Source organism: Burkholderia sp. Nafp2/4-1b (assembly GCF_003635165.1).
Taxonomy (GTDB): domain Bacteria; phylum Pseudomonadota; class Gammaproteobacteria; order Burkholderiales; family Burkholderiaceae; genus Burkholderia.
In genome coordinates this window covers 1229080-1255127 of the sequence record NZ_ML058597.1, presented here as the reverse complement: position 1 = coordinate 1255127, position 26048 = coordinate 1229080, and the positions used below count along the sequence as shown (strand labels likewise).

The window sequence follows — 26048 nt, the reverse complement described above, 5'->3', positions numbered from 1 at the left end:
GCGGACATGCGGGGCGACATACGCGTCGACATGCGCCGCAGCGGTCTCTCGCGCGAGCGCGGGTCGGTTGCGCTGTTCTTCCTGCTGTTCCTGATCCCGCTGCTGTCGTTCGGCGCGCTGGCGATCGACATCGCGTGGGTCGCCGCGGTGCGCAACCAGTTGCAGAATGCCGCCGACGCGGCCGCGCTCGCGGCGGCGGATGCGATGATGTCGCCCACCGGCGGCGCGCTGAACTGGTCGGCGGCCGCGCCGGCGGCGAACGGCGTGATCGCGCAAAATTCGGCGGCCGGTGCGCCGCTGGCGACCGGCACGGTGACGACCGGCTATTGGAACGTGACGCGCACGCCGCCGTCGATGCAGGCGACGACCATCACGCCCGGCTCCTACGACGTGCCGGCGGTGCAGGTCACCGTATCGCGCGCGCCCGGTGTGAACGGCGGCTCGATTCCGCTGCTGCTCGGCGGGCTGCTCGGCATTCCGGGCGCGTCCGGCAGTGCCACCGCCATTGCGGTGCTCGCGGCGCCGGGCGGCGTCGCGGCGGGCGCGCTCTTTCCGGTCGCGATCGACCAGTGCGTGTACAACCAGTACTGGAACGTGCAGACCAACCAGCCGCTGATCAATCCGGTGACCAACCTGCCGTATGAGTTCTCGATCACGAACGGCCAGACCTACGGCACGCTGTGCATGGGCGGCCAGTGGACGTCGTTCCAGTCCACCGCGACCGACACCACGACGATGGGCGGTTTGATGGTGACCGGCAACCCGACGACGCTCAATATCGGCGACAGCATCTATCTCGCGACCGGCGTGAAGGCGACGCTCTATACGTCGGTGCCGGTCGGCACGACGGTCGTGCTGCCGGTCGTCACGCAGACGTCGACCAGTACCTACGTGCCGATCGTCGCATTCGCGGCGTTCCACATCGACGTGTCGCTGGGCGGCACCTACAAGTACATCCAGGGCCACTTCGTCGCCGGCGTGAAGATGACCGGCGTCGCGACGGGCGTCGGCCCGTACTACGGGCTGTACGTGCCGCCGCGGCTCGCGTTGTGAGCATCGTGCCGCGCGCGGCGCAGCAGCACGAGCAACGCGAACAGCGTGACGGCCGGGCCGATCTGCGGCTGCTGCAGCCACGGGTTCAGGTATTCGGCGATCGGCAGCGCCCACATCAGCGCGATCGCGGCCTGCTCGCCGCGCCGCCAGCCGTCGCGCCAGCCGAGCGACAGCATGCAGGCCATGGTGATGACGAGCCACGGAAGTTCGTAGTGCCATACGTACGGATTGGCCACGAGCGTCGCGACTGCCAGCACGGCGGCGCGCACGCGGGTATCGCGCGACTGCATCCACGCGCTGCAGGCGGCGGCGATCGCGATCGCGGCGATACAGGCATGCGCGGCGTATGCCACGCCGAGCGGCACGCCGGCGAGGCGCAACGTCGCGAACGGCGTCGGCGACGCGAACCAGAACACGATGCCATGCTCGAGCACGATCGAGCGCGCGAGCCCGGTGCCGGCGACGAACAGGCGCAGCGACTCGATCCCGCAGGCGAGCACGCTCAGCGCGGCGAACGTAGCGGTCGCGAGCGCGGCCCACGCGATCGTGCGCCATGCGCGCACGGCGACCAGCACGAACGGGAACAGCAGCGCCATCTGCGGCTTGACCGACAGCAGTCCGATGCAAAGGCCGGCCCACATCGGCCGCCGCTCGGCCCAATAGACGGCCAGCGCCGCGCATGACGCGGTCAGGAACGCGTTCTGCCCGAGCGTCGCGGTGACGAACATGCACGGTGCGGCGGCCAGCGCGAGCGGCGCGACGCGTGCCGCGCCGGGAATCGCGCGCAGCCCGGAGACGCGCCACGCGGCGAGGCCGAGCACGACGACGCCGCAGCCGACGAACAGCGGATAGCCGAGCGCAAAGGGCAGCAGCGCGAGCGGCGTCACGAGCAGCAGGTAGGTGGGCGGGTACAGCCACGGCGCGAAGGTGTCGCGACCGAGGTTCGCGAACAGCGCGGCGGACAGCCGCGAGAAGGCGGAGAAGTCGTACGCGAGGGCCGGCGAACCGTGCAGCATCGCGTACGACGCGGACCAGAACACCGAGAAGTCGGCGCCCGGCCGCGCCGGCACGCTGCCGGGCGCGTGATGAACGACGGTCGTCCAGATCACGATGAACAGCGCGTCGATCACGAGCATCAGCGCGCTGTACAGCACGACGCGTCGCGGTGTGAGCCACGCGCCGGCCGGGCGCGCCGCCATGCGCATCGATTGCGGGGAAACGTCCAATTGCGGCGCCCCCGCCTTACTTGAACGACGCTTTGCGCGCGGTGGCGGCCGCGCCGGCCGGCATCGTCGTGCGGCGGCGCGCCGCGGATGTGCGCTTGAGCGGGAACTGCAGCAGCTTCGATGTCGGCTGCGCGGCGGCATCGCGCTCGGCCCGGTAGCGGCGCCGGACGAGATAGACGGGGCGCTGCTTCGACTCGTGATAGATCCGGCCGAGATACTCGCCGATCACGCCGATGCCGATCAGCTGGATGCCGCCCACGAACAGCACGACGGAAATCAGCGACGGGTAGCCGTGCACGGGGTTGCCGTACAGCAGCGTGCGCACCACGATGAAGGTGCCGTACACGAGCGACAGCATCGCGAACGTGAGGCCGACGTAGGTCCACACACGCAGCGGTACCGTGCTGAAGCTCGTGATGCCCTCGAGCGCGAAATTCCAGCGCCGCCATCCGGAGAATTTCGAGCGGCCGCCGCTGCGCGGCGCACGCGTGTATTCGACGATTTCGGTGCGAAAGCCGACCCACGCGAACAGGCCCTTCATGAAGCGCCGCCGCTCCGGCAGCGCGCGCAGCGCGTCGACGACCTCGCGATCCATCAGCCGGAAATCGCCGACGTTTTCCGGCATTTCCACCTCGGACAGCGCATTGTGGACGCGATAGTAGAGCGCCGCCGCCGCGCGTTGCAGGAACGGATCGCACAGCCGGTCGGTGCGTTTGGCCGCGACGACCTCGGCGCCGCCGCGCCAGCGTTCGATCATCGCGGGAATCAGTGCGGGCGGATCCTGCAGATCGGCGTCGATCAGGATCACCGCGGCGCCGGCCGCCTCGTCGAGGCCGGCGGTGAGCGCCGCCTCCTTGCCGAAGCGGCGCGTGAGATCGACGACGCGCACGCGCGGGTCGCCGGCGGCGATCGCGAGCAGCCGGTCGAGCGTGCGATCGCGGCTGCCGTCGTTGATGCAGACGAACTCGAAACGGATGCCGGCGACCGACTCGAGAACGGGCAGCGTTGCGGCAAAGAATGTGTCGATCGTTTCTTCTTCGTCGTGAAACGGCACGACGAGCGATATCAGCGGCTTCCTGGCTTGCGTTGACATGCTTGCGGCCCCCCGAAAGTCCGGCCTGCGCTGCACCGTGTGAATCCGGTTTGTCGTCTGCCGAACGGGCCCGGCCCCGGGTCGGCGCGAATTCGTTCCGGCCAGCTTGCCCACCGCGGACCGGACGACAATATTGCATTCATTGTACGCAGGAATCGCCGGTTCGTAACACGAATCGGCGACGTGTCGGCGGTGAGCACGGTGGACGACTGCGCGTGGCGCGCGGTGCTGCATCGGCCGGTGCCCGCGGCGGGCGAGCGTTGCACGTTCAACCAGTCGGGGCCGACGCTGCTGGTCGCCGCAATGCGCACGCGGGTCGCGTCGACGTTCGGCGACGACGTGCCGGATCTCGACATGTCGAAGCCGCGCTGAACGCGTGCGGCGCGGTTACGCGGCCGACAGGTTGCGCACCGCGATCGCGGCGACGTCGACGCGTTTCGGCAGGATCGCGTCCGCGGCCGCGCGATCGGCGACGCGTTGCAGCACGTCGATGTCCGCGCCGGTGACGCCGCGCTGCGCGAGGGCCGCGCGGCGCACGATATCTTCGGCCGCATCGCGCGGCAGGCGCGTGAGCGACGCATAGACGCTCGCGTAGTCCGCCGGGTGCGCCACCGCCCACTGTCCGGCGCGGGTGAGCCGCGCGAGCACGTCCGACAGCGCCGCGCGCTTCAGGCGATCGTCCAGCGTGTCGACCGGCGACGTGAGGAACGCGAGCCCCGAATTGATCCCGCTGCCGTCGCGCACGACGCGCGCGCCGCGCCGCACCGCGTTGCCGTAGTACGGATCGAACGTCGCCCAGATGCCGATCTGCTTCGCCTCGAACGCGGCGAACGCGTCGACCGGCAGCACGAAGCGCACGTCGACGTCGCCCGGCGCGAGGCCGTGTTCGCGCAGCGCGCCGTACAGCTGGTACTGCGAGATGCTGCCGCGCGCCGACGATACGACGACGGTGCGCCCCTTCAGGTCGGCGACGGTGCGCACCGGCGAATCGGGCTGGACGACGATGCCGAGCGACGCCGGCGAGCCGACGCGCGTTGCGACGATCCGCAACGCGGGGTCGCCGAGCGCGGCCGTCAGCACGGGCAGGTCGCCGGCCGGCGCGAGATCGATCGCGCCCGCGCGTTGCGCTTCGAACAGCGGCGCGGCGCCCTGGAAATTCGCCCAGCGAAACCGGTACGGCACGCCGTCGAGCACGCGCGCGGCTTCGGCCAGCGCGCGCAGGCCGCCGGCCTGGTCGCCGAGCACGAGCGTGACGTTCGACAGGTCGGGGCCGGCCGCGCGGGTCGGGGCGGGGAATGCGGCCGCGCCCGCAAGCGGTGCGGCAGCCAGCGCGGCCACGCGCAGCAGTGCGCGGCGGCGGGCCGGGGCAGGGGGCGAAGTCATCGTGAGGGGTCCTCGGTGATCCGCGCGAGAGGTCGCGCGGCTGCCGGGCAGATTACGGAATCGGTTTCGTGCGAGCAAACATCGAATCGCGAAATGCTTATTCGCTGGCTGGTTTGTTTGCGAGAGTTTGTGAGCGGAGGGATGGCGGCGGTAAGCAAGGCCGGCGAGCTTCAATGCGATTTCGTCGCGATGCGATGAACGCGTGCCGCGCGCGCGACCCGCGATCGCTGCGCTCCACCGCAATGCGTCGGCTGCCGGCAGCGCGTGCGTCGCATCGGCTCGGGCGCGTCGTTCGCGATCGGCGCGGTTGCTTGCGCGTCCGCGTCCCCGTCCGCATCCGCGCTCGCGGCAATCGCCGCGACCGCAGGCTGCGCGGCCTCCGCGTCGAGCCAACTGCGCGTCGCTTCGGCGATCAACCCGCGCAACCACCGCACGCCATCGACGCACGAGCCCGTTTCATTCCACGTCATCCGGTACACGATGTCGGGCGGGTCGACCGGTAGCGCGAGCGCGCCGAGCGGCAGCAGCTTCGCGTAGTGACGTGCGAGCCGGTACGTGGTGGTGAGGATCAGGTCGGAGCGCACGAGCGCATGCGCGGCGAGTTCGAAATGAGGCAGCGTGACGACGATCCGTCGCTGCAGGCCGACGCGCTCGAGCTGCCGGTCGATCGCGCCCGACGCTTCGAGCCACGACGGCGTCGGACACAGCTGCGCGGCCCGCGCGAAGTCGTCGGCCGTCATCGCGCCGCGCCGCGCGAGCGGATGCGTCGCGCGCATCAGGCACACGATGCGATCGTCGAACAGATCGTCCTGCCGGAAGCGCGACAGGCGGGCAGGGCGGTTGTCGATCACGACGTCGAGTTCGCCGTCGGCGAGCGCGCGCTCGTCGTCGAAGCCGTCGCCGAGCGGATGGAATACGAGCTGCGCGTTCGGCGCGCGTTCGCGGAACAGCGCGACGAGCTTCGGCACGAACAGCACGTTCAGGTAATCGGGGCAGCCGATCCGGTAGGTGCGCACCGACGTGCGCGCATCGAAGGTCGGCTGCTGGATCCGGATGAAGTCGATCACGCGCAGCGCATTGCGCAGCGGCTCGATCAGCCGCGCGCCGAACTCCGTCGGCACCATCCCGTAGCGGCTGCGCACCAGCAGCGGATCGCCGAGCAGCGTGCGCAGACGCTTGAGTGCGGCGCTCGTCGCCGGCTGCGACATGTTGAGCCGCACGGCCGCGCGCGACACGGTGCGCTCGGTGAGCAGCACGAGCAGGATGCGCATCAGCCGCGCATCGAGCATATCGAGCGCGCCCGTCGCGTCGGACGCGTCGATGCAACGGCCGTTCGGCTCCCGTGCGTCGCGCATGTCGCTACGCGTTCCCGCGGCCCGTCATTTGACGAAGGTGCCCGGCCAGCCGACGATCCGCTTCGGACGCGGCGGCGCATAGGTGCGAACCTTCGACGTCTTCAGCTTCAGGCGCACCAGCGATTCGGCGAGCGCGACCGCGGCCGACACGCCGTCGACGACGGGCACGCCGGTGCATTCCTCGATCTGCCGGTCGAGGCCGGCCATCCCGCCGCAGCCGAGGCAGATCACTTCCGCGTGATCGTCCTTCACCGCGCGCTCGGCCTGGCCGACGATCGCGTCGATCGCGCGCGCCGGATTCTCCTCGAGCTCGAGCACCGCGAGACCGCTCGCGCGCACCGATGCGCAGCGCGCGTCGAGCCCGGCGAGCTTCAGGCGATCCTCGATCAGCGGCACCGTGCGGTCGAGCGTGGTGACGACCGAGTAGCGATGGCCGAGCAGCATCGCGACGCTCGCGGCTGCTTCGGTGATGTCGACGACGGGCACCGTCAGCAGCTCCTGCAGCCCTTCGCGGCCGTGTTCGCCGTAGCCGGCCTGGATCACCGCGTCGTACGGCTCGTCGTAGCTCAGCACGCGGTCCATCACCGCGATCGCCGCGAGGTAACTCTCGAAGTTGCCTTCGACCGACTCCGCGCCGAAGCGTGGCGTGAGCCCGACGATCTCCGTGCCGGGCGACGCGGCGGCCCGCGCCTGCGCGGCGATGGCGTCGGTGATCGACTCGGTCGTGTTGACGTTGATTACCAGGATTCTCATGGGTGCGTTCCATATGCGGCGTTCAGTGTTGCGCGCAGGCGACCGCGATGTGTTCCTCCGAGCACGCAGCGCAGGCGTGGCCGTCGTGGACGTTATGTCCGGGATTTGTTCGCGAGTATGGGCGGCGGCCACGGCGATGGGAAATTAAATATTCGGCTGGGCGTCAGTTGAAAAATGAATGGGTCGCGATCGGCTGCGCGGCATGCGAATTGCGGGTTCAACGGTTCGATCCACATCCACATCAGCGGAGGTGTCATGCAGCGATATTCCATTCGTCAAGTATCTCGAGCCGTCTTCGCCGGCATCCTGATCGCCGGCCTGGCGGCCGGTGCGGGCTGCAAGAAGACCGCGAACGACACCGGCACCAGTGCGAGTTCGGACACGAGTGCCCCCAGCGCCATGTCGCCGGCGCCGTCCACCGCCCCGTCGGGCATGCCGAGCAGCGGCGCGGCCGGCAGCATGCCGGGCGCGGCATCCACGCCGGCCGGGGCGAGCGGCGGAGGCTGATCGTCGGTCGCGGGCGACACCGCGGGCCGGTTGCCCGGGTGCCGCTCTTGGCGTACCGGCACTGCGTGCGCATCGCGAGACGCGCGTGCAGGGGGCGGCACACGCGTGAAAGATTTGCAACGACCGTTGTAGCGATTCCCGGAGCGGTGCCGGCCTCATCACGCCGGCGCAATATCGTCCGGAACAGGAGGTTCAATGCAGAACGCGGAATCCAATCCCACCCCGCAACAGCAGCGGGAACAGATCGAGAAGAGTCCGGTGAAGACGCCGGCGGCCGGCGGTGCGATGCCCGATGCGGCAACCCAGGCCGCCGAGGCCGCGAAGCGGCCGCTGACGCCGGAGGCCGTCGCCGGCAAAATGCCGACGGGCCTGCCGCCGATCGACGTCGACGCGAATGCAGTGGACAGCGGCGACCCGGTGCGGCGTGCGGCCGGCCGGATCGTCACGCTGGACAACGCGAACATGGCGATGACGGACAACACGGTCGATGTCGATGGAAAGGGCATGGAAGCCCGCACCGGCGCGACCGAATGGCACGACAACGTGATCTATTCGAATGCGTCGCTCGACGAGGCCATCGACACGCCCGACGAAGGACTGGGCGGTATCGAGAGCCGGCCGGGCGGCAACCTGCCGCAGATCGCGACGCGGCCGGGCTGGCACGTGCGGTATGTCGGCGACGTCGATATCGAGCACGGCGACGGCACGCGGCCCGAGCACGTGATTCGGCTGGAGCGTGACGAATGATGGCTTGACGGTCCGGCGGTCCGCCGGCCGGCGCTTCTCACGCCGGGCGGGCAGCACGCCGGACCCTCGACGGCCGCCTGCTTACTGCGGGCCGAGTTCCTGCGCGGCCGTGTCCGCATCGTTGCCCTGCGCGACGAGCACGTGGATGTCGTTCGGCGTCACGTCGCCTACGCCGCCGGACGGTATCGTCACCAGCAACCAGTCCGCGTTGTTGCCGATGCTCACCGGCGCGGTCTTCAGGATCGGCGACTTGCTGCCGGCCGTCGTGACAATCACCTGGTAGGTGCCGCCGTTCAGGTAGACGGAGTCCTGCCCCGATGCCGGCGATGCGTTCTGATACGCGGCGCCTGACAGCGTCGGGCTCTGCGCGTTGATGTCGGTGCCGGGAGGCACGACGTACACGTCGACGTTCTGCGCGTTCGGCGACGCATTGAAGCTGCGCACGCGCGCTTTGTCCGACAGCAGTTTCTTGTCGAACGGATCATCGATCACCGAGATCGCCGACGTCGTGCTCGGCAGTGCGATTGTCGTGTAGTGGTGGCCGTTGGCTGCGCCGAAGGATTGCGACGCGACGGTCGCGGTCGTCCCCGAGATGTCGTAGCTGGCGGTCTGCGTGCCGGAGTCGATGTCGTGATAGCGGGTCACGCCCTTGTACGCGACACCCGACGCATCCACCTTCGCATTCAGGTAGTAGTCGAGGTTCGGGCCGGCCGGCACCGCGTTGATGAAGCGCGCCTGCGGCTTCGAGATGCCCAGTTCGGTGCCGACGTCGTTACCGTCTCCGCCACATGCCGCGAGTACGGAAATGACCGAGCACAGGGCCACTATCGTTCGTATGGATTTCATTGTCGTCCTCTCGTTCAAGGGAACCTGAGTGCGATGCGGGGTCGCCGCGCGAGGGTTCGCGCGGAGCGCAGCGCCGGTTAGGGGAAGGATTGCCGTGCGCCGGGGCGGCGGGCGCCTGAATGTCGCAAGCGATGTGCCTGCGTGGCGAGCAACGCGACAACGGTCGCGTGACGGCGTGTGCAGGCGTGTGCCGTGCGCGGATCGCGTCGCATGCCGCAAGCGAGCGTGCGGGTCGGGTGTCAGGCTTGTAAAAAGGCCACGCGGCAGCGTGCGTGACGCTATTCGCAGGAAAAGCGTTTCAAACGGAAACCGCGGTGGGCAGTGAAAGCCGGTCGCGCGGCGTACGCGTGCGACGACCCAACACCGCGCGAAGATGGTTGCGCGCGCATCGATATGCGCAGGCGCCGTGCGATGGTGCGCGTCGGTGTTGCATCGAACCGTGCGTGTGGAATGCTTCAGCAGCTTCAGCGGTCCCCGAGCGTCGAGCGGATCCGCTTGAGCGTGCATCCCCGACTGCATGCGCGACCGGTGGATCGCCCGGTTGCCGCGATGGCCGGAAAAAGCGACGGATCAACGATCGATAGGCGCCCACGGCCCGTAAATCTTGCCGGCTGCACCCCATCGTTTAACCATTCGAAACAATGTGTTCACACAAAAGGGCATGATCTCCGGCGATCGAGCAGGCATACTGTCGCCTATATTGCTGAAAGCCGTCGACACGACGTGCGCTTGCCCTACATGTCCATCCCCGTACCTTTTCGATCCCTGCGATGGTTGACCGTCGCGGCCGCCGTATGCTTGCTGGCCGCGTGTTCGACCGCCTCCGACGTGACCACGACGTCGAACCCGAACGTTTTCACCGTCAGTACGCGCACGGTCGGCGTGTCGACGACGTGGGCCGACGCCCATGAAAAAGCCGTCAGCGAAGCGACCAACTACTGCACGCAGCGCGGCATGCGCGCGAGCCTGAAGCAGGAGTCGGTGACCGCCGGCCGCCGTGTCGACGCGCGCTCCGAGCTCTCGTTCGAGTGCCACCCGACCTTCGAGACGGCGTCGAACCCGCGCGGGTAAGCGCCGCGCGCGCACTCCGTTCCCCCGAATGCGAATCGACCCGCGATGCCTTTGACGGGCATCGCGGGCCGGTGCGCATCCGTCGATCGCGTTACGCCGACGGCTGCGCCTCGTACAGCTTCACGCACGCGGAGAAGTCGAGCGTGCCGAGCCCCTGCTGGCTCATCGACTGGTAGAGCTGCTGCGCGAGCGCGCCCATCCACACCGGCTGCCGTGCGTGCCGCGCGGCTTCGGTCGCGAGCCCGAGATCCTTCAGCATCAGGTTCGCGGCGAAGCCGCCCGAGTAGCCGCGCGCGGCGGGCGCCGCGTCGTTGACGCCCGGGTACGGGTTATAGGTGTCCGAGCTCCAGCAGCGGCCGGTTGACGTGTTGATGATGCCGGCCAGCACGGCCGGATCGATGCCGAGCGCCGCGCCGAGCGCCATCGCTTCCGACACGCCCATCATCGAGATTCCGAGCAGCAGGTTGTTGCAGATCTTCGCGATCTGCCCGGTGCCCGTGCCGCCGCAGTGCACGACGTTCTTCCCCATGTCGAGCAGCACCGGACGGATGCGTTCGAACAGCGCGGCGGGCGCGCCGACCATGAAGGTCAGCGTGCCGGCTTGCGCACCGCCGGTGCCGCCCGACACCGGTGCGTCGGCGAGCGGGAAGTCGCGTTGCGCGGCGGCGTCGGCCACCGCGCGCACGGTGTCCGGATCGATCGTGCTGCAGTCGACGAACGTCGCGCCGGCGCGGGCGCCGGCCAGCACGCCGTCGTCGCCGAGATAGACCGCGCGCACGTGCTGCGCGGCCGGCAGCATCGTGACGACCAGCGCCGCGCGAGCGGCCGCGTCGCGCGGCGAAGCGGCGGCCGTCGCGCCGGCGCGCACCGCGGCGTCGACCGCGTGCGCGTCGAGGTCGAACACCGTCAGCGCGTGGCCGGCCTTGAGCAGGTTGGCGGCCATCGGGCCGCCCATGTTGCCGAGTCCGATGAAGGCGATTTCCATATGCGGGCTCCTTTCTCAGCGCAGTGCGATCGTCGTGTTCACGCCGCCGACGGTCGCGTCGTCGTCGAACCAGCGCGCGGTGACCGTCTTCGTCTGCGTGTAGAACTGGACGACCTGCTTGCCGTACGGGCCGAGATCGCCGAGCTTCGAGCCGCGCGAGCCGGTGAAGCTGAAGTAGGGGACCGGCACCGGGATCGGAATGTTGATGCCGACCTGGCCGACGTCGATCTCGCTCTGGAACTTGCGTGCGGCCGCGCCGCTCTGCGTGAACAGGCCGACGCCGTTGCCCATCGGGTTCGCGTTGACGAGCGCGATCGCGTCGTCGAGCGTGTCGGCTTCGAGCACGACCACCACCGGCCCGAAGATCTCTTCCCGATAGATCGACATGTCGGTCGTCACGCCCGAGAAGATCGTCGGGCCGACGAAATTGCCATGCTCGTAGCCGGGCACCTTCACGTCGCGGCCGTCGAGCAGCAGCGTCGCGCCTTCCTTCACGCCCGCGTCGATCAGCGACAGGATGCGTTCCCTGGCCGCCTTCGACACGACCGGCCCGACGTCCGTGCCGGCTTCGGCGCCCGCGTTGACCTTCAGCGCCTTCGCCTTCTCGACCAGATCGGGCAGCCAGTCGCGCGCCTTGCCGACCAGCACGACGACGGAGGTCGCCATGCAGCGCTGGCCGGCCGCGCCGAAGCCGGCGCCGACCAGCGCGTTGATCGCCTGCTCGCGGTGCGCGTCGGGCAGCACGACCGCGTGATTCTTCGCGCCCATCATCGACTGCACGCGCTTGCCGTGCTGGCTGCCGAGGTTGTACACGTGCGTGCCGACGCGCGTCGAGCCGACGAACGAGATCGCCTTGATGTCCGGATGCGTGCACAGCCGGTCGACCACCGTCTTGCCGCCGTGCACGACGTTCAGCACGCCCTGCGGCACGCCGGCTTCGATCGCGAGTTCGACGAGCTGCATCGTCGACAGCGGATCCTGCTCCGACGGCTTCAGCACGAACGTGTTGCCGCACACGATCGCCATCGGGAACATCCACAGCGGGATCATCGCGGGGAAGTTGAACGGCGTGATGCCCGCGCACACGCCGATCGGCTGGCGCAGCGTGTAGGTGTCGACGCCGCCCGCGACGTTCTCCGCGAACTCGCCTTGCTGCAGCGTGCCGACCGAGCATGCATGCTCGACCACTTCGAGGCCGCGGAAGATGTCGCCTTGCGCATCGGGCAGCGTCTTGCCTTGCTCGGCCGTCAGCGTGTGCGCGATCCGTTCGAGATTGCGGCGCACCAGGTCCTGGAACTTTAGCATGATGCGCAGCCGCGCGCCGATCGGCGTCGTCTTCCAGGTCTGGAACGCGCGCTGCGCGGACGCGATCGCGGCATCGACCTCGTCAAGTGTCGCGTACGGCACGCGGCCGATCACTTGCTGCGTCGCGGGGTTGACGATGTCGCCCCATTCGGCGCTTCGCGAATCGACGAACGCGCCGTCGATCAGCAGCTTGGCGGTGGGCAGGGCGAGGGTGGTCTGGGGAACTGCGGCGTTCATGGAACTCTCCGGGGAAACGGTGTGGTGCGAAGAAAAAGGTGGCTTGCGTTCGCCGCGCGTGCGGCCACGGCGAACGGCAGGTCGAACTGAAATCGGGTGAGGCGGGCCGCTGTGCTTACGTCCGCGCCGGACGCATCAGCGCGGTACAAGCCAGCGCGAACACGCCGAAGCCGACGAGGTACGCAATCACGTAGTGCGGCTGCCCGCCGCCGGCCTTGAGCAGCGACGTCGCGATCATCGGCGCGAAGCCGCCGCCGATCACGCCGGCGAGCTGCACCGACAGCGAGATGCCGCTGTAGCGGATTTCCGCCGGGAACTGCTGCGCGAACAGCAGCGACTCCGGCGCATACAGGATCGGGAACACGACGCCGAGGCCGAGCACGATCGCCCACCATGCGAACGACGTCTGCTGCGTGCCGAGCATCATGAAGAACGGCGCGGCGAACGCGCACATCAGCACGAGGCCGATCGCGAACATCCGGCGCTGGCCGATGCGGTCGCTCAGGTGCCCGCACAGCGGCATCGTGACGAGCGACAGCGCCGCGCCGGCCGTGATCGCGTGCAGCATGTCGGCCTTCGGCAGATGCAGCTGCTGCGTCGCATACGCGAGTGCGAACGTGACGACCATGTAGAACCACGTGTTCTCCGCGGCGCGCGCGCCGACGATCGTCAGCACCTCGCGCGGATGGCGGCGCAGCGCGGCCGTCACCGGCGACTTCTCGGCCTTGCCCTGGCGCTGCATCTTCTCGAAGTCGGGCGACTCGGGCACCTTCGCGCGGATGAACCAGCCGAGGCCGACCAGCGCGATGCTCGCGAGGAACGGCACGCGCCAGCCCCATGACAGCATGTCGGCGTCCGGCAGCGCGGCGACGGCGGCCATCGCGACCGACGACAGGATCAGCCCGAGGCCGACACCCGTCTGCGGCAGGCTGCCGAACAGCCCCTTGCGGCCCTTCGGCGCGTGCTCGACGGCCATCAGCACCGCGCCGCCCCATTCGCCGCCGACCGCCATCCCCTGCAGGAAGCGCATCGCGATCAGCAGCGCGGCCGCCCAGTAGCCGATCCGGTCGTACGACGGAATCAGCCCGATGATCATGCTCGGCACGCCCATCAGCAGCAGCGTGATCATCAGCATCGACTTGCGGCCGATGCGGTCGCCGAAGTGGCCGAACACGATGCCGCCCATCGGCCGGCCGATGAAGCCGACCGCGAACGTGCCGAACGCGGCGAGCGTACCGACGACGGGGTCGAGCGACGGGAAGAAGATGCGGTTGAATACGAGCGCGGCGGCGGTGCCGTACAGGAAGAAGTCGTACCACTCGATCGTGGTGCCGGCCATGCTGGCCCAGCCGGCCAGCAGGTAATGCTTCGCGGTGCGCGCGGGCGCCGGTGTCGCGATGGCCGCATGCTCATCGAGGGTGGATCGGGTCTGCATGGTGTCTCCGGTTTTTTTGTTGCCCGCGGCTCATGGTCCGCAGGTCACGGTCGAGTATAGTTATGCGAGGATCCATGATGTACCGACAAGAAAACCGGTTGGATATGCATTTATGCATATCGACGGCCGGCCCGGACACACCCGCCCTTTTTTCCCGCCGATGCGACACGCCACCGAGCCGGTTTCCGGCAACCTGAACTGGGACGACCTGCGCTTTTTCCTCGAAGTCGCCCGCACGCAGCGCGCGAGCGGCGCGGCGAAGCGGCTCGGCGTCGACTACACGACCGTCGCGCGGCGCATTCGCGTGCTCGAGGCCGCGATGGGCACGCTGCTGTTCGACAAGTCGCGCTCCGGCGGCTTCACGCTGACGGCCGAAGGGCAGCGGCTGGTCGCGTATGCGGACGCGATGGAGACGACCGTGCAGTCCGCGTGCGACCAGGTCGCGAATACCGGCGAGGCGCTGTCGGGCCACGTGCGGATCGGGTCGACCGAAGGGTTCGGCTGTTTTTTCCTCGCGCCGCAGCTCGCGCGGTTTCGCGTCGCGCATCCGCACGTGACGGTCGACCTGCTGCCGGTGCCGCATTTCGTCAACCTGCCCAAGCGCGAGGCCGACCTGGCCATCACGCTCGAGCGGCCGGAGCGCGGGCCTTACGTGGTCACGAAGCTGTGCGACTACCAGTTGCGGCTCTACGCGACGCGCGACTATCTGGCGAATCATCCGCCGATCACGTGCACCGACGATCTCGCGGGACATGCGTTCATCAGCTACGTCGACGATCTCGCGTTCAGCAGCGAGTTGCTGTACCTGGAGCGCGCGGTGCCGGGCGCGACGGCCGGCTTGCGCACGACGAGTGTGATCGCGCAGGTGTTCGCGGCGCTGCAGGGCGGCGCGCTCGCGATCCTGCCGTGCTTCATGGCGGCCACGCAGCCGGCGCTGGTGCCGGTGCTGCCGGATGACGTGATGGTCACGCGCTGCTTCTGGCTGACGTGCCGCGAGGATCTGCGCAAGCTGCGGCGCGTGACGGCCCTGTGGGATTACCTGCGCGCGGCGGCGGACGCGAATCGCGCGTTGTTGATGGGGGAATCGGACGCACTGCGATTCGTCGGGGATTGAGCGCAGCGCTGCGTCACGGTTGATCCGTCACGGGTGGTCGGTCCCGGGTCGATCGATGGATTTCGTGCCACCTGCCGGTTTGAGATAGTGGTTTCGCGGGGCGGGCGCGCATGTGGCGGCCCGGTGTCCCGCGTTCCCCATCATCCGGAGGTGTGCCATGAAAAAGAAGACAGCAATCCTGATCGTCCCGGCCAGCGCCGACCCCACGGGGCTCGCGGTGGGGCAAACCATCAGCGGAAGCGGCAGCATGGGCCGGGTCGGCATGAAGATCACGAGCGTGAAGCAACAGACTGCGTTTGCCGACCAACCCTACGTACTCGAAGTCGCGACGCTCCAGCCGACGTGGTTCGACGACGCCAATCCGATCACGACGATCAGCTACAACAACGAACGCAACCGGGCCGCGGTGACGACCTGCACGTTCACGTCGTGATCGCCATCCGGGCACGCGGTCGGCGTCAACGCGCACATTCGAGCCGATCCGCGAGTTCGTGCAGGTCCTTGACGTCGAAGTCCCACGCATCGTCGGCTTTCAGGTCGGTTGTCTGGTTCGGCCCGTGCTCGGTCGGTCGCAGCACGAACGCGGTCGCGAGCCCGAGCTGACGCGCGGCGGCGAGATCGCCGTTGTGCGCGGCAACCAGGCACAGCTCGGCCGGCTCGATGCCGAGAATCTCGACCGCGTCGGTATAGACCTTCGGCGACGGCTTGTACGCGTGCGCGACTTCGGCGCCAAGGATCGCGTCCTACGGCAGGCCGCCATGCTTCGCGACGTCGACCATCAGCCGGATGTTGCCGTTCGACAGCGGCGCGATCACGTAGCGGCGCTTCAGCCGCTGCAGCGCCGTGACGGCATCGGGCCACGGATCGAGCCGGTGCCACGCGAGGTTGAGTGCGTCGATTTCCGCGTCGGGCACGCCGTCGATCCCGTAGCGGTCGAGCGTGCGCACGAGGTTTTCGCGATGCAGCACGTCGAGCCGCACGTAGCGTCTGCGCCCGCTGCGGATTTCCTCCATCGACGGCGCATATTCGCGGCGCCACGTATCGGCGAATTCGAACGGATCGCGATCCGGCGCATGGCGCGCGAGGAACGTGGCGGCCTCGCGCGCGACGCCGTTTCTCCAGTCGACGATCGTTCCGAACACGTCGAAAACGAGCGCCTTGAGGTCGGCAGGGTTCGTCATGGGATTCCGTGAAGGTCGGTCGAGGGGGCGGCGATGCGCTGCGGGACGGCAACGCGCGACGCCGGTTCGAACGCCATTGAATCACGGATCCGCAAAGACGGCTGGCGGCGTCGCCGCGATGGCGGCGCGCGGTGCGGCAGCGAGCGGCGTGCGGCGGCCTGAGGGGGCGTGAGGGGAGGCAGAGCGGGGGGAGCCGGTGTCGCACCGCCGGTCACGGGCCTTCGGCCATGACCTTCGGCACATTCCGGCCCGCGTGCGCGACGCCTACGCTGGGCAGGTCGCCGGTGCGTGCCGGCGGCGTTCCCCAACCAACCGACAAGGACATGCCATGCCGACCATTTCAGTCTACGGGTTCAATCCGGACGGCGGCCCGAGCCAGCTCAGCGCGGAGGCCACGCGCGACAACCTCAACGAGGACCATCCGGCGTGGGCCGTCGCTCTGGCCTATACCGCCAGCACGACGACGGCCGTTTTCACGTCGGCCACGGCGTCCGACGCGGCGCTCAGGGCCGCGCTGGAGACGGCGTATCCGCCGGCAAGCTACCACGTGGTGTAGCTATCACGGGTGCCCGCCCGGACCGGCCGGCCCGGGCGGGGTAATTCATGTCGCGCGACACACGCTTGCGGCTGCGACGCGGGCCGGGCGCGCGGCAATCAGCTCTTATCGTACGAGAACTGGATGCCCGCGGTGCCGCCGGTTTCGATGAACAGGTTGATGAATGCCGGCACGGTCGCGCTGCGCGCCCAGTCGCGCTGCAATTCGCAGAACAGCTGCGCGACGCTGATCATCTGCCCGCCGGCCTGCTCGATGCGGCGCAGCGCGGCTTCGTGCGCGGCGACCGACGTGCCGCCGACCGCGTCGACCACCACATAGACCTCGTAGCCGGCCTTCAGCGCGTCGAGCGCCGGGAAGGTCAGGCACGCCTCGGTCCACAGCGCGGTCATGATCAGCTTCTTGCGGCCGGTGGCTTCGACCGCCTTGCGGAATTCGACGTCTTCCCACGAGTTGATGCTGGTGCGGTCGTAGGTCGGATAGCCTTCGAGCGCGGCGCGCAATTGCGGGATCGGCGGCTTGTTCAGGCCGGTCTTCACGTTGACGGTCGAGTGGACGATCGGCAGGTCGTACGCGACGGCGGCCTTCGATGCGCCGACGATATTGTTGATCAGCAGCTGGCGATCCATCGACGCGATGGAGTTCACCTGGACCGGCTGGTAATCGATGACGATGAACGCCGCGTTCCGCGGGGTGAGCAGGTGGTCGTTCGCGGGATCGCGAATCGGTTCGCTTGCCATGATTGCCTCCAGAGACAGAGCAGGAAGTGAAAGAAATCCCGAGGGTCGGGGTTGGGGCGGCCGCGGCGTCGGGATCGTCGTCGCGGCGTGGCGCCCGCGCTGTCGCACACGTCCGATGCAGGTGGGGCGGCGGGCGAATGCTCCAGGCTGGGTCGATCGACTCGGTGCGCGAGCGGCCCGTTCGGGAAAACCGCCGGTCGCGCCGATGAACTCGATCCACCGTGGAGAAAGATGCTATTCGCGCAACAACCGCGTTTCCAGTCCCTTAGAATGCCGTCAGTGTTCTATGAGTGGAACAATCATGGATGACCTGAACGACCTCTACTATTTCGTCAAAGTGGTCGAGCACGGCGGATTCACACAGGCGGGGCGCGCGCTCGATGTCCCGAAATCGACGCTGAGCCGGCGCATCGCCGCGCTCGAAGCGCAATACGACGTGCGGCTGCTGCAGCGGACGACGCGTCAATTCACGGTCACGGAAACCGGCCGCGAATTCTACGAGCGCTGCCAGGCGGTGCTGGTCGAAGCCGACGCCGCGCGCGAGGTGATCGAGCGCCGGCACGCGGAGCCGCGCGGGATCGTCCGCGTAAGCTGCCCGACCGCGCTGCTGGAATATCGCGTGAGCGAGCTCATCGCACGGTTCATGGCGATCCACCCGGAAGTGCACGTGCATCTCGAAGCGACGAACCGCCGTGTGGATCTGTTGAGCGAAGGCTTCGACCTGGCGCTGCGCGTGCGCTTCCCGCCGCTGCAGGACAGCGATCTCGTGATGCGGATTCTCGGCGACAGCCCGCAGCGGCTCGTGGCCGCGCCGCAGTGGCTCGCCGGGCGTACCGTACCGACCGATCCGGCCGAGCTGGCCGGCGAGCCGAGCCTCGACTGGGGGCCGGCGCGGCATCACGTGTGGCAGCTGGTCGGCCCGAACGGCGAGCAGGCGCAATTGCGCCATCACCCGCGCTACATCTCCGACGACATGCACGCGCTGCGCGACGCGGCGCTTCACGGCGTCGGCATCGTGCAGCTGCCGTGCATGGTCGTCGACGACGATCTGCGCAATGGCACGCTGATCGACGTGCTGCCGGGATGGGCGCCGAAGGGTGGCGTGGTCCACGCGGTGTTCCCGTCGCGGCGCGGGCTGCTGCCGCGCGTGCGGTTGCTGATCGACTTCCTGGCGGAACATATCCGCAGGGATTGACGGTGGCCGCACGCCGCAAACCCTCAGACGAATCGGTTCGCACGGATGCAACCGCGACCGCGCGTAAGCCCTGATGCACGCGGATATACGGGTCGAACGGATTGGTGTTAAATATACTTTGGTGTGCGTTGGGGCGCGCGCGCATGGGGACGCACCGGGGTCGCATCCACCCGGGGCGGAAAAGGCACGAAAGATCGCTAACGAATCGGGCGCATCAGAACCCGGTCGAACTGACGGCAGGATTCATCTTGAATACCGCACCGCAAAGTTCTCGCTACAGCCAGGGGCTCGCAGCGGAAGTCCTCGCGTCCGAGCAAAGTGTGCTGAGGCTGATCACACGCAACACACCGCTTCCGGATCTGCTCGTCGAAGTCTGCCGGCGCGCCGAGGCGCTGCTCGGCGATGGCGCGTCGTGCACGATCCTGCTGCTCGACGCGGACGGTGTGCACATCCGCGTCGGCGCGGCGCCGTCGCTGCCGGCGCAGTACAGCGCCGCAATCCAGGGCGCGTCGATCGGGCCCGCCGCGGGCTCGTGCGGCACGGCGATGTACGAGCGGCGGATGATCGCCGTCGAGGACATCGAAACCGATCCATTGTGGGCCGACTTTCGCGCGTTCGCGCTGCCGCTCGGCCTGCGCGCGTGCTGGTCGGTGCCGTTCCTGGACGATACGGGCGCCGTGCTCGGCGCGTTCGCCGTCTACCACCGTGCGCCGCGGCGGCCCACCGACATCGAAACCGACCTGCTGCGCGATATCGGCAACAGCGTCGGCCTCGCGGTTCATCAGGACTCGATCGCGCGGCAGCTTGCGCGCAGCGAGGAGCATCACCGCCTCGTCGTCAACAGCCTGAACGAAGGCATTCTCGTCGTGTCGCCCGACGGCATCGTGGTCGCCAGCAATCCGAGCGCGAACCGGATGATGCGCGTGCACGGCGATCTCGTCGGCCGCGCGCTATCGTCGGTGATCCTCTACAAGCTGCACGAAGACGGCACGCCGATCGCGCCGGAAGAATGGCCGACCCGCCGCGCGTTCGTGACGGCCACGCCGCTGCTCGACTACTCGGTCGGCTTCGGGCTCGCCGACGGCGACATCATCTGGGTACGCGGCAACGCGGTGCCGATCGTGAAGCCGGGCGAGACGCAACCCGAGTCGGTGCTCGTTTCATTCCACGACATCGGTCCCGTGCGCGAAGCGCAGCAGCAACTGCGCTACCTCGCGACACGCGATGCATTGACGGGGCTCTACAACCGGCGCTGGCTGTCCGAGCGGATGCGCGAGCTGTTCGGCGCGCGCGATGCGGTTGCGGGACCGGCGCGCGTCGCGATCCTGTTCATGGATCTCGTCGGCTTCAAGAAGGTCAACGACACGGCCGGCCACGACGCCGGCGATGCGCTGCTGCGCAGCGTCGCGGCGCGCCTTGCGGCCTGCGCGGGCGGGCGCCATTCGCTCACGCGCGTCGGCGGCGACGAGTTCGTGATCCTGGTCGACCACTGCGACGACCCGGAGGAGCTGGCCGCGCTCGCGCGCGAGGTGATCGACGCGATCGCGAAGCCGTTCGCGATCGCGAACAACGAGTACTGGCTCGGCGTGTCGATCGGCATCAGCGTCGCGCCGCGCGACGGCGACGATGCGGTCACGCTGATGCGCAACGCCGATTCCGCGATGTACGACGCGAAGCAGCGCGGCCGCAACCACTTCACGTTCTTCACCGCGCAACTGAACCTGCGCCTGCAGCGCCGCTTCGCGATCGAGCAGTCGCTGCGCCGCGCGATCGCGTCGGATGCGCTGCGGCTCGCGTACCAGCCGGTGGTCGACGCGCGCAGCGGCCGCACGGTCGGCGCCGAAGCGCTGCTGCGCTGGACCAGCCCCGAGCTCGGGCCGATGTCGCCGGCGGAGTTCATTCCGGTCGCGGAAGATACCGGGCTCATCGTTGCGATCGGCCAGTGGGTGCTCGAAACGGCCTGCCGGCAGGCCGCCGAATGGCGCCGCACGATCGCGCCCGACCTGATGCTGGCGGTCAACCTGTCGCCACGGCAGTTCCACGAGGGGCTCGTCGAGTCGGTCGACCGCTGCCTCGCGCAGACGCGGCTCGATCCGGGTGCGCTCGAACTGGAGATTACCGAAGGACTGCTGATGAACGACACGGACACCGTGCTGCCGATGCTCGAAGCGCTCACGGACATGAACGTGCGGATCTCGGTCGACGACTTCGGCACCGGCTATTCGTCGCTCGCGTACCTGAAGCGGTTTCCGCTGCACAACCTGAAGGTCGACCGGTCGTTCGTGTCGGGCGTGCCCGATCATCGCGACTCGGTCGCGATCACGCAGGCCGTCGTCGCGATGGCGCATTCGCTCGGGATGAAGGTGACCGCGGAAGGGGTCGAGACCGAGGCGCAGTCGTGGTTCCTGCAGCAGATCGGTTGCGACATGCAGCAGGGCTACCTGTTCGGCCGGCCGCTCGACCCGGCCGACTACGCGCGCCGGCTCGTCGCCGTATAGGCGTTCAGCGGAAACCGCCGCTGAACGACGAACCGGACGAACCGGGCGGAACGTTCGGAGCAGGCGGTGCCGGCGGCGCATCGATCTCGACGCGATTCTTGCCGTCGTGCTTCGCGCGATACAGCGCGCGATCGGCCGCCTCGATCAGCGACGTCGTCGGCAGGCCGGGGGACGGCACGATGCTCGCACCGCCGATGCTGATCGTCACGTAGCGGCCCGTCGACGAGTGCGTGTGCTCCAGCCGCAGCGCCTCGACCGCGACGCGCATCTTCTCGCCGAGCAGCCGCGCCGCGCCCGGCGACGTGGCCGGCATCACGACCGCGAACTCTTCACCGCCGAACCGTGCGGCGAGGTCGCCGGACTGCCCGCGACAGCGCTCGAGGGTCGTCGCGACCTGCTTGAGCACGCCGTCGCCCGACACGTGTCCGTACGTGTCGTTGTACAGCTTGAAGTTGTCGACGTCGATCATCAGGAGCGACAGCTCACTGCGCTCGCGCGCGCAGCGCCGCCATTCGGCGGCCAGGTACTCGTCGAGATAGCGGCGGTTCGACAGCCCGGTCAGGCCGTCCGAATGCGTGAGGCGCCGCAGCTCGAGATTGGCCTCGAGCAGTTGCTGCTGCGATTGCCGCAGCGCGCGATAGGCCTCGTCGCGCTGGAGCAGGTTCATGTACGAGCGCGAGTGATAGCGGATCCGCGCGACCAGCTCGATGCGGTCGGGCAGCTTCACGAGATAGTCGTTCGCGCCGGCCGCGAATGCAGCGCTCTTGATCGCCGGCTCTTCCTGAGTCGACAGCACGATGATCGGCACGTCGCGCGTCGCCGGATTCGCACGGTACGCCTTCACGAGGCTCAGCCCGTCGGTGCCGGGCATCACGAGATCCTGCAGGATCACGGTCGGCCGCGTCTCGAGCGCGGTGGCGAGCGCGTCGTCCGAGCGCGGGCAGTAATGGAAGTCGAGGCCGTCCTCGTCGACGAGCGCGCGCCGGATCGCTTCCGCGACGATCGTCTGGTCGTCGACCAGCAGGACCATCACGGGGGCGCCGGCGTACGGCGTGGGCGGCACGTGCGCGGCGTCGAACGCCGGATGCAGGCCGGCGGGCGGCTGGTTGAGGTCGCTGCTCATGATCGATGCCAGGTCGCGCCGTGGCTGGGATGGGTGTAATGGAGTTTCATCGGCTCAGATCCGCGCGAGTGCCACCAGTTCGCCCGCGATGCGCTCGAGCGGCAGGATCGCGCGTGCCGCGCCGAGCGTCGCGGCCGCTTTCGGCATCCCGTAGACCGCGCTGGTCGCCTCGTCCTGCGCGATCGTGTGATAGCCCTTCATCCGCAGCGCCTTCAGGCCGATCGCGCCGTCGCGGCCCATGCCCGTCAGCAGCACGCCGATCACGCGGCCCGGCCAGTGCTCGGTCAGGCTGTTGAAGAACACGTCGACCGACGGCCTGTACGGTGTCGCGGCGGGTTCGCGCGTGTATTCGAGCGTGCCGGCGCGGGTGATGCGCAGGTGGTCGTCGGTCGCCGCGAGCAGCGCGACGCCGGGCTGCGGGCGGTCGCCTTCGCACGCGACGCGCACGGTCAGCGGCGTCTGGCCGTCGAGCCATTGCGCCATGCCTTCTGCGAACGCGCGATCGACGTGCTGGACGATCACGATCGGCGCGCTGAAGTCGGGCGGCAGGCTGCCGAGGATCGACGCGAGCGCGCCGGGGCCGCCCGCGGACGCGCCGATCGCGATCAGCGGGCCGCCGCCCGCGCGGGTCGCGATGCCGGGCGCACGCACGCCGCCGGGCGCGTCGAGCAGCCGGCCGATCTGGTCGATCTTCGCGAGCAGCAACTGCGTCGTGTCGCCGGCCGCGCCGTCGCCGAGACGCGGCGTGTCGACCGCGTCGAGCGCGCCGGCGCCCATCGCCTCGAATACGCGCCACGCGTTCGCGCCGATGCAGCTCGTGACGATCAGGATCGCGCACGGGCGGCCCGAGCGCATGATCCGCCGCGTCGCCTCGATCCCGTCGAACTTCGGCATGATCAGGTCCATCAGCACGACGTCGGGCGGTTGCGCGGCGCACCGTTCGACGGCCTGCGCGCCGTCGGTCGCGACCCACAGCACGCGATGCTCGGGCCGGCGCGCGATCGCACGGCGCATCGCCTCGACGGCAAGCGGGAGGTCGTTGACGATGCCGATGTTCACAGGCGGGATACTCCGGTCGGTTCGTAGTGTTGGAGATGGGCCGGGTTCATGGAAGGCAGTGCCGGTCGGCGCCGCCGAACGGGATCGGCGGGCGGACGGCACGGAATTCTTTTCGATTGGCGACGCCCGCATGCTGTCATGCGGCGCGAGCGTCGGCAATCGAAAAAATTGCGCATTGCATCGATTTCGACCGTTTCCTCTCGGGTCGGGCGGATTCTTGCGCCGTCGGGCCGGTCGGACAGCCGCGCGCGGGATCATGCGGCGGTGCGCCAAGCGGTCGCGCGGGCGCGCATGCGGACGGCACCGGCGCTTGGCGCATGGGATGCATCAACGCAGGCACCGGCGCCTGCGAGCCGCCCGCGCGACGGCCGGCGCACCGCATCCGATGCGCATTCGGTCGTTCAATGGCTGCGCGCGTACCCCTGGATCAGCGCGCGCATCATTCCTTCGACGGTCGCATCGAGTAGATCGGCTTCCTGTTCCGATTCCTCGACGAGCGCCGCATAGGCGGTCGCGAGCGTCACGCGGTCGACTTCATGGCGTTGTTCCATCAGCGTCACCATCCCGTCCTTCGCCAGATGAGCGGAGAACGCACGGCTGCCGATGGTCTGGAATACGTCAATCATGGCGGCTCTCCCGAACGTTGCCGATGCCTTCCAGTTTAGTCGGCGGCCCTGCGCTCCGCCATGTGCGCCGGCGCGCGGGCCGGCTGCGCTTCGCGCGCACCAAGCGGGCACGCAGCGCACTGCCGGGCATGCGGAAGAAGCCCGCCGCAACGCCGCGGACAGGCAGCCGGCGCCAGGGTGGACCGGTTTCAACGTTTACCCGAACCACCAAATTGTCGACTTTTTATCGATAAAGTCTCGTGTTAGATTTTGCGGCCTGAACCCGGTCGAAACCGGGCGGGCGGCGCGTATTCACGGCGCCGCGCATCCAACACAAGGAGGAGCAATGCTCGTGCTGATTGGGGTGCCGATCGTCGTGATCGGTTTCGCGCTGCGCTTCAACGCGCTGCTGGTCGTCACGATCGCGGGGCTCGCCACGGGGCTCGCGGGCGGGATGAACCTCGTCGATATCGTCAGTGCCTTCGGCAAGGCGTTCACCGACAACCGCTACATGGGGCTCATCTGGCTGACGCTGCCGGTGATCGCGCTGCTCGAGCGCAACGGGCTCAAGGAACAGGCGAAGCGGATGATCTCGCGCGTGCACGCGGCGACCACCGGCCGCGTGCTGATGCTGTACTTCGTGCTGCGCCAGGTGACCGCCGCGCTCGGCCTCACGTCGCTCGGCGGACACGCGCAGATGGTGCGGCCGCTGATCGCGCCGATGGCCGAGGCCGCGGCCGTCAGCCGGCACGGCGACCTGCCGGAGGCGGTGCGCCAGCAGATCCGCGCGCAAGCATCGGCCGCCGACAACGTCGCCGTGTTCTTCGGCGAGGACATCTTCATCGCGATCCAGTCGATCCTGCTGATCAAGGGCTTTCTCGAACAGAACGGGATCGCGATCGAGCCGCTGCACCTGTCGGTGTGGGCGATCCCGACCGCGATCGCCGCGCTGCTGATCCACTGCACGCGGCTCGCGCTGCTCGATCGGCGGCTCGCGCGCGGCTTCGGGCTGCTGGGGCAGGAGGGCGCGCGATGATCGGCCTCGAACCGCTGTATACGCTCGCCGGCCTGATGTTCGCCGCATTCGCGTACTTCAACCTGACGGACCGCACGAACCCGCGCCGCGTCGTCAATTTCGCGTTCTGGGCGATCTACGCGCTCACGTTCCTGTTCGGCGCGTTGCTGCCGCATTTCGTGATGGGCTGCCTCGCGATCGCGCTTGCGCTGATCGCCGGCTCGGGCAAGCTCGGACGCGGCAAGTCGGACGAGGCCGGCGAAGCGGCGGCCGCGCGGCGCGACGCGAAGGCGCTGCGCTTCGGCAGCACGCTGTTCCTGCCCGCGCTGCTGATTCCGCTCGTCACGCTGATCGGCACGTTCGCGCTGAAGCTCGTGCCGTTCGTCGATCCGAAGAGCGTGACGCTGATCTCGCTCGTGCTCGGCACACTGGTCGCATTCGCCGTCGCGCTTGCGATGCTGCGCGATTCGCCGGTTCACGCGCTGAAGGAGGCGCGTCACACGATGGATGCGGTCGGCTGGGCCGCGATCCTGCCGCAGATGCTCGCGGCGCTCGGCGCGCTGTTCGCGGTCGCGGGTGTCGGCGGTGTGGTGTCGGGGCTCGTGAAGGACTGGGTGCCGATCGATTCGCCGTTCGCGGTGGTCGCCGCCTATACGGTCGGCATGGCGCTGTTCACGATGATCATGGGCAACGGGTTCGCCGCGTTTCCCGTGATGACGGCCGGCATCGGCCTGCCGCTGATCGTCCATCAGTTCCACGGCAACCCGGCGATCATGGGTGCGATCGGGATGCTGAGCGGCTTCTGCGGTACGCTGATGACGCCGATGGCCGCGAACTTCAACATCGTGCCCGCGGCGCTGCTCGAACTGAAGGACAAGAACGGCGTGATCAAGGCGCAGTGGCCGACCGCCGTGCTGCTGCTGGCCGTGAACACGCTGCTGATGTACGCGTTCGTATTCCGCTTCTGAC

The 26048-nt window shown here is 68.7% G+C and carries 25 protein-coding genes and 1 pseudogene; 11 read left to right on the top strand and 15 right to left on the bottom strand.

Annotated features, from left to right (window positions below; genetic code table 11):
- Positions 1-6: 6 nt before the first annotated feature.
- Positions 7-1053, top strand: coding sequence for a TadG family pilus assembly protein (locus tag C7H84_RS05700; RefSeq protein ID WP_240461968.1), 1047 nt, complete (start codon positions 7-9; stop codon positions 1051-1053).
- On the opposite strand, the gene C7H84_RS05695 is transcribed toward C7H84_RS05700, so the two are convergent.
- Positions 1017-2279 (bottom strand): glycosyltransferase family 87 protein, encoded by a 1263-nt coding sequence (locus C7H84_RS05695; RefSeq protein ID WP_162999211.1) that lies wholly within the window; start codon positions 2277-2279, stop codon positions 1017-1019. The two genes, C7H84_RS05700 and C7H84_RS05695, sit on opposite strands and share 37 nt — an antisense overlap.
- Positions 2280-2295: 16 nt before the next feature.
- Positions 2296-3372 (bottom strand): glycosyltransferase family 2 protein, encoded by a 1077-nt coding sequence (locus C7H84_RS05690; RefSeq protein WP_121857807.1) that lies wholly within the window; start codon positions 3370-3372, stop codon positions 2296-2298.
- 192 nt (positions 3373-3564) lie between these two features.
- Between C7H84_RS05690 and C7H84_RS36915 the strand changes: the two genes are divergently transcribed.
- Positions 3565-3744 carry a hypothetical protein gene (locus C7H84_RS36915; RefSeq protein WP_240461978.1) on the top strand — a complete coding sequence of 60 codons (180 nt, stop codon included), beginning with the start codon at positions 3565-3567 and terminating at the stop codon, positions 3742-3744.
- Positions 3745-3759: 15 nt separating this feature from the next.
- Here the strand turns inward: C7H84_RS36915 and C7H84_RS05680 are convergent, their stop codons facing one another.
- From C7H84_RS05680 to C7H84_RS37080, 4 genes are all read right to left on the bottom strand, one after another.
- Entirely contained in the window at positions 3760-4755 is a 996-nt protein-coding gene (locus tag C7H84_RS05680; protein WP_121857806.1) for an ABC transporter substrate-binding protein, read from the bottom strand.
- 170 nt (positions 4756-4925) lie between these two features.
- Positions 4926-6110 carry a LysR substrate-binding domain-containing protein gene (locus C7H84_RS05675; RefSeq protein ID WP_121857805.1) on the bottom strand — a complete coding sequence of 395 codons (1185 nt, stop codon included), beginning with the start codon at positions 6108-6110 and terminating at the stop codon, positions 4926-4928.
- Between the two features lie 24 nt (positions 6111-6134).
- Complete coding sequence (locus C7H84_RS05670; protein WP_121857804.1) at positions 6135-6863, bottom strand: aspartate/glutamate racemase family protein; 729 nt, start codon at positions 6861-6863, stop codon at positions 6135-6137.
- A gap of 275 nt (positions 6864-7138) precedes the next feature.
- Positions 7139-7432 carry a hypothetical protein gene (locus C7H84_RS37080; protein ID WP_240461967.1) on the bottom strand — a complete coding sequence of 98 codons (294 nt, stop codon included), beginning with the start codon at positions 7430-7432 and terminating at the stop codon, positions 7139-7141.
- Positions 7433-7565: 133 nt separating this feature from the next.
- Here C7H84_RS37080 and C7H84_RS05655 point away from each other — a divergent pair, with 133 nt between their 5' ends.
- Complete coding sequence (locus tag C7H84_RS05655) at positions 7566-8117, top strand: DUF3005 domain-containing protein (protein ID WP_121857803.1); 552 nt, start codon at positions 7566-7568, stop codon at positions 8115-8117.
- 81 nt (positions 8118-8198) lie between these two features.
- On the opposite strand, the gene C7H84_RS05650 is transcribed toward C7H84_RS05655, so the two are convergent.
- Positions 8199-8963, bottom strand: a complete 765-nt coding sequence (locus C7H84_RS05650; RefSeq protein ID WP_121857802.1) for a DUF4397 domain-containing protein — start codon at positions 8961-8963, stop codon at positions 8199-8201.
- A 738-nt stretch (positions 8964-9701) separates the two neighbouring features.
- Here C7H84_RS05650 and C7H84_RS05645 point away from each other — a divergent pair.
- The gene (locus tag C7H84_RS05645) at positions 9702-10034 is read left to right on the top strand and encodes a hypothetical protein (RefSeq protein ID WP_121857801.1); all 333 of its coding nucleotides are present in this window, start codon (positions 9702-9704) and stop codon (positions 10032-10034) included.
- A gap of 91 nt (positions 10035-10125) precedes the next feature.
- Here C7H84_RS05645 and mmsB read toward each other — a convergent pair whose 3' ends face one another.
- The 3 genes from mmsB to C7H84_RS05630 form a co-directional block, all read right to left on the bottom strand.
- The gene (gene mmsB / locus C7H84_RS05640) at positions 10126-11019 is read right to left on the bottom strand and encodes a 3-hydroxyisobutyrate dehydrogenase (RefSeq protein ID WP_121857800.1); all 894 of its coding nucleotides are present in this window, start codon (positions 11017-11019) and stop codon (positions 10126-10128) included.
- A 15-nt stretch (positions 11020-11034) separates the two neighbouring features.
- The gene (locus C7H84_RS05635; RefSeq protein WP_121857799.1) at positions 11035-12561 is read right to left on the bottom strand and encodes a CoA-acylating methylmalonate-semialdehyde dehydrogenase; all 1527 of its coding nucleotides are present in this window, start codon (positions 12559-12561) and stop codon (positions 11035-11037) included.
- Between the two features lie 115 nt (positions 12562-12676).
- A complete protein-coding gene (locus C7H84_RS05630) occupies positions 12677-13996 on the bottom strand; it encodes an MFS transporter (protein ID WP_121857798.1) in 1320 nt (439 codons plus the stop codon).
- Positions 13997-14156: 160 nt separating this feature from the next.
- Here C7H84_RS05630 and C7H84_RS05625 point away from each other — a divergent pair, with 160 nt between their 5' ends.
- Positions 14157-15110, top strand: coding sequence for a LysR family transcriptional regulator (locus C7H84_RS05625; RefSeq protein ID WP_121857797.1), 954 nt, complete (start codon positions 14157-14159; stop codon positions 15108-15110).
- 157 nt (positions 15111-15267) lie between these two features.
- Entirely contained in the window at positions 15268-15543 is a 276-nt protein-coding gene (locus tag C7H84_RS05620) for a hypothetical protein (protein ID WP_121857796.1), read from the top strand.
- Between the two features lie 25 nt (positions 15544-15568).
- Here the strand turns inward: C7H84_RS05620 and C7H84_RS05615 are convergent.
- Positions 15569-16291: pseudogene (locus tag C7H84_RS05615) on the bottom strand (haloacid dehalogenase type II).
- A gap of 328 nt (positions 16292-16619) precedes the next feature.
- On the opposite strand from C7H84_RS05615, the gene C7H84_RS05610 reads away from it, so the two are divergent.
- Complete coding sequence (locus C7H84_RS05610; protein WP_121857795.1) at positions 16620-16847, top strand: hypothetical protein; 228 nt, start codon at positions 16620-16622, stop codon at positions 16845-16847.
- Positions 16848-16945: 98 nt separating this feature from the next.
- Here the strand turns inward: C7H84_RS05610 and C7H84_RS05605 are convergent, their stop codons facing one another.
- Positions 16946-17584 carry a hydrolase gene (locus tag C7H84_RS05605; protein WP_044843905.1) on the bottom strand — a complete coding sequence of 213 codons (639 nt, stop codon included), beginning with the start codon at positions 17582-17584 and terminating at the stop codon, positions 16946-16948.
- A 301-nt stretch (positions 17585-17885) separates the two neighbouring features.
- On the opposite strand from C7H84_RS05605, the gene C7H84_RS05600 reads away from it, so the two are divergent.
- Both C7H84_RS05600 and C7H84_RS05595 read left to right on the top strand, forming a co-directional pair.
- Complete coding sequence (locus tag C7H84_RS05600) at positions 17886-18779, top strand: LysR substrate-binding domain-containing protein (RefSeq protein ID WP_121857794.1); 894 nt, start codon at positions 17886-17888, stop codon at positions 18777-18779.
- A gap of 248 nt (positions 18780-19027) precedes the next feature.
- Entirely contained in the window at positions 19028-21277 is a 2250-nt protein-coding gene (locus tag C7H84_RS05595) for an EAL domain-containing protein (protein ID WP_121857793.1), read from the top strand.
- A gap of 4 nt (positions 21278-21281) precedes the next feature.
- Here the strand turns inward: C7H84_RS05595 and C7H84_RS05590 are convergent, their stop codons facing one another.
- From C7H84_RS05590 to C7H84_RS05580, 3 genes are all read right to left on the bottom strand, one after another.
- The gene (locus C7H84_RS05590; protein ID WP_121857792.1) at positions 21282-22400 is read right to left on the bottom strand and encodes a diguanylate cyclase; all 1119 of its coding nucleotides are present in this window, start codon (positions 22398-22400) and stop codon (positions 21282-21284) included.
- A gap of 54 nt (positions 22401-22454) precedes the next feature.
- The gene (locus C7H84_RS05585) at positions 22455-23459 is read right to left on the bottom strand and encodes a chemotaxis response regulator protein-glutamate methylesterase (RefSeq protein ID WP_121857791.1); all 1005 of its coding nucleotides are present in this window, start codon (positions 23457-23459) and stop codon (positions 22455-22457) included.
- A 401-nt stretch (positions 23460-23860) separates the two neighbouring features.
- The gene (locus C7H84_RS05580) at positions 23861-24085 is read right to left on the bottom strand and encodes a hypothetical protein (RefSeq protein WP_039357299.1); all 225 of its coding nucleotides are present in this window, start codon (positions 24083-24085) and stop codon (positions 23861-23863) included.
- A 325-nt stretch (positions 24086-24410) separates the two neighbouring features.
- Between C7H84_RS05580 and C7H84_RS05575 the strand changes: the two genes are divergently transcribed.
- Positions 24411-25100 carry a DUF969 domain-containing protein gene (locus C7H84_RS05575; protein WP_121857790.1) on the top strand — a complete coding sequence of 230 codons (690 nt, stop codon included), beginning with the start codon at positions 24411-24413 and terminating at the stop codon, positions 25098-25100.
- Complete coding sequence (locus tag C7H84_RS05570) at positions 25097-26047, top strand: DUF979 domain-containing protein (protein ID WP_121857789.1); 951 nt, start codon at positions 25097-25099, stop codon at positions 26045-26047. The genes C7H84_RS05575 and C7H84_RS05570 overlap by 4 nt, the downstream gene beginning before the upstream one ends.
- The last annotated feature ends 1 nt before the right edge of the window (position 26048 follow it).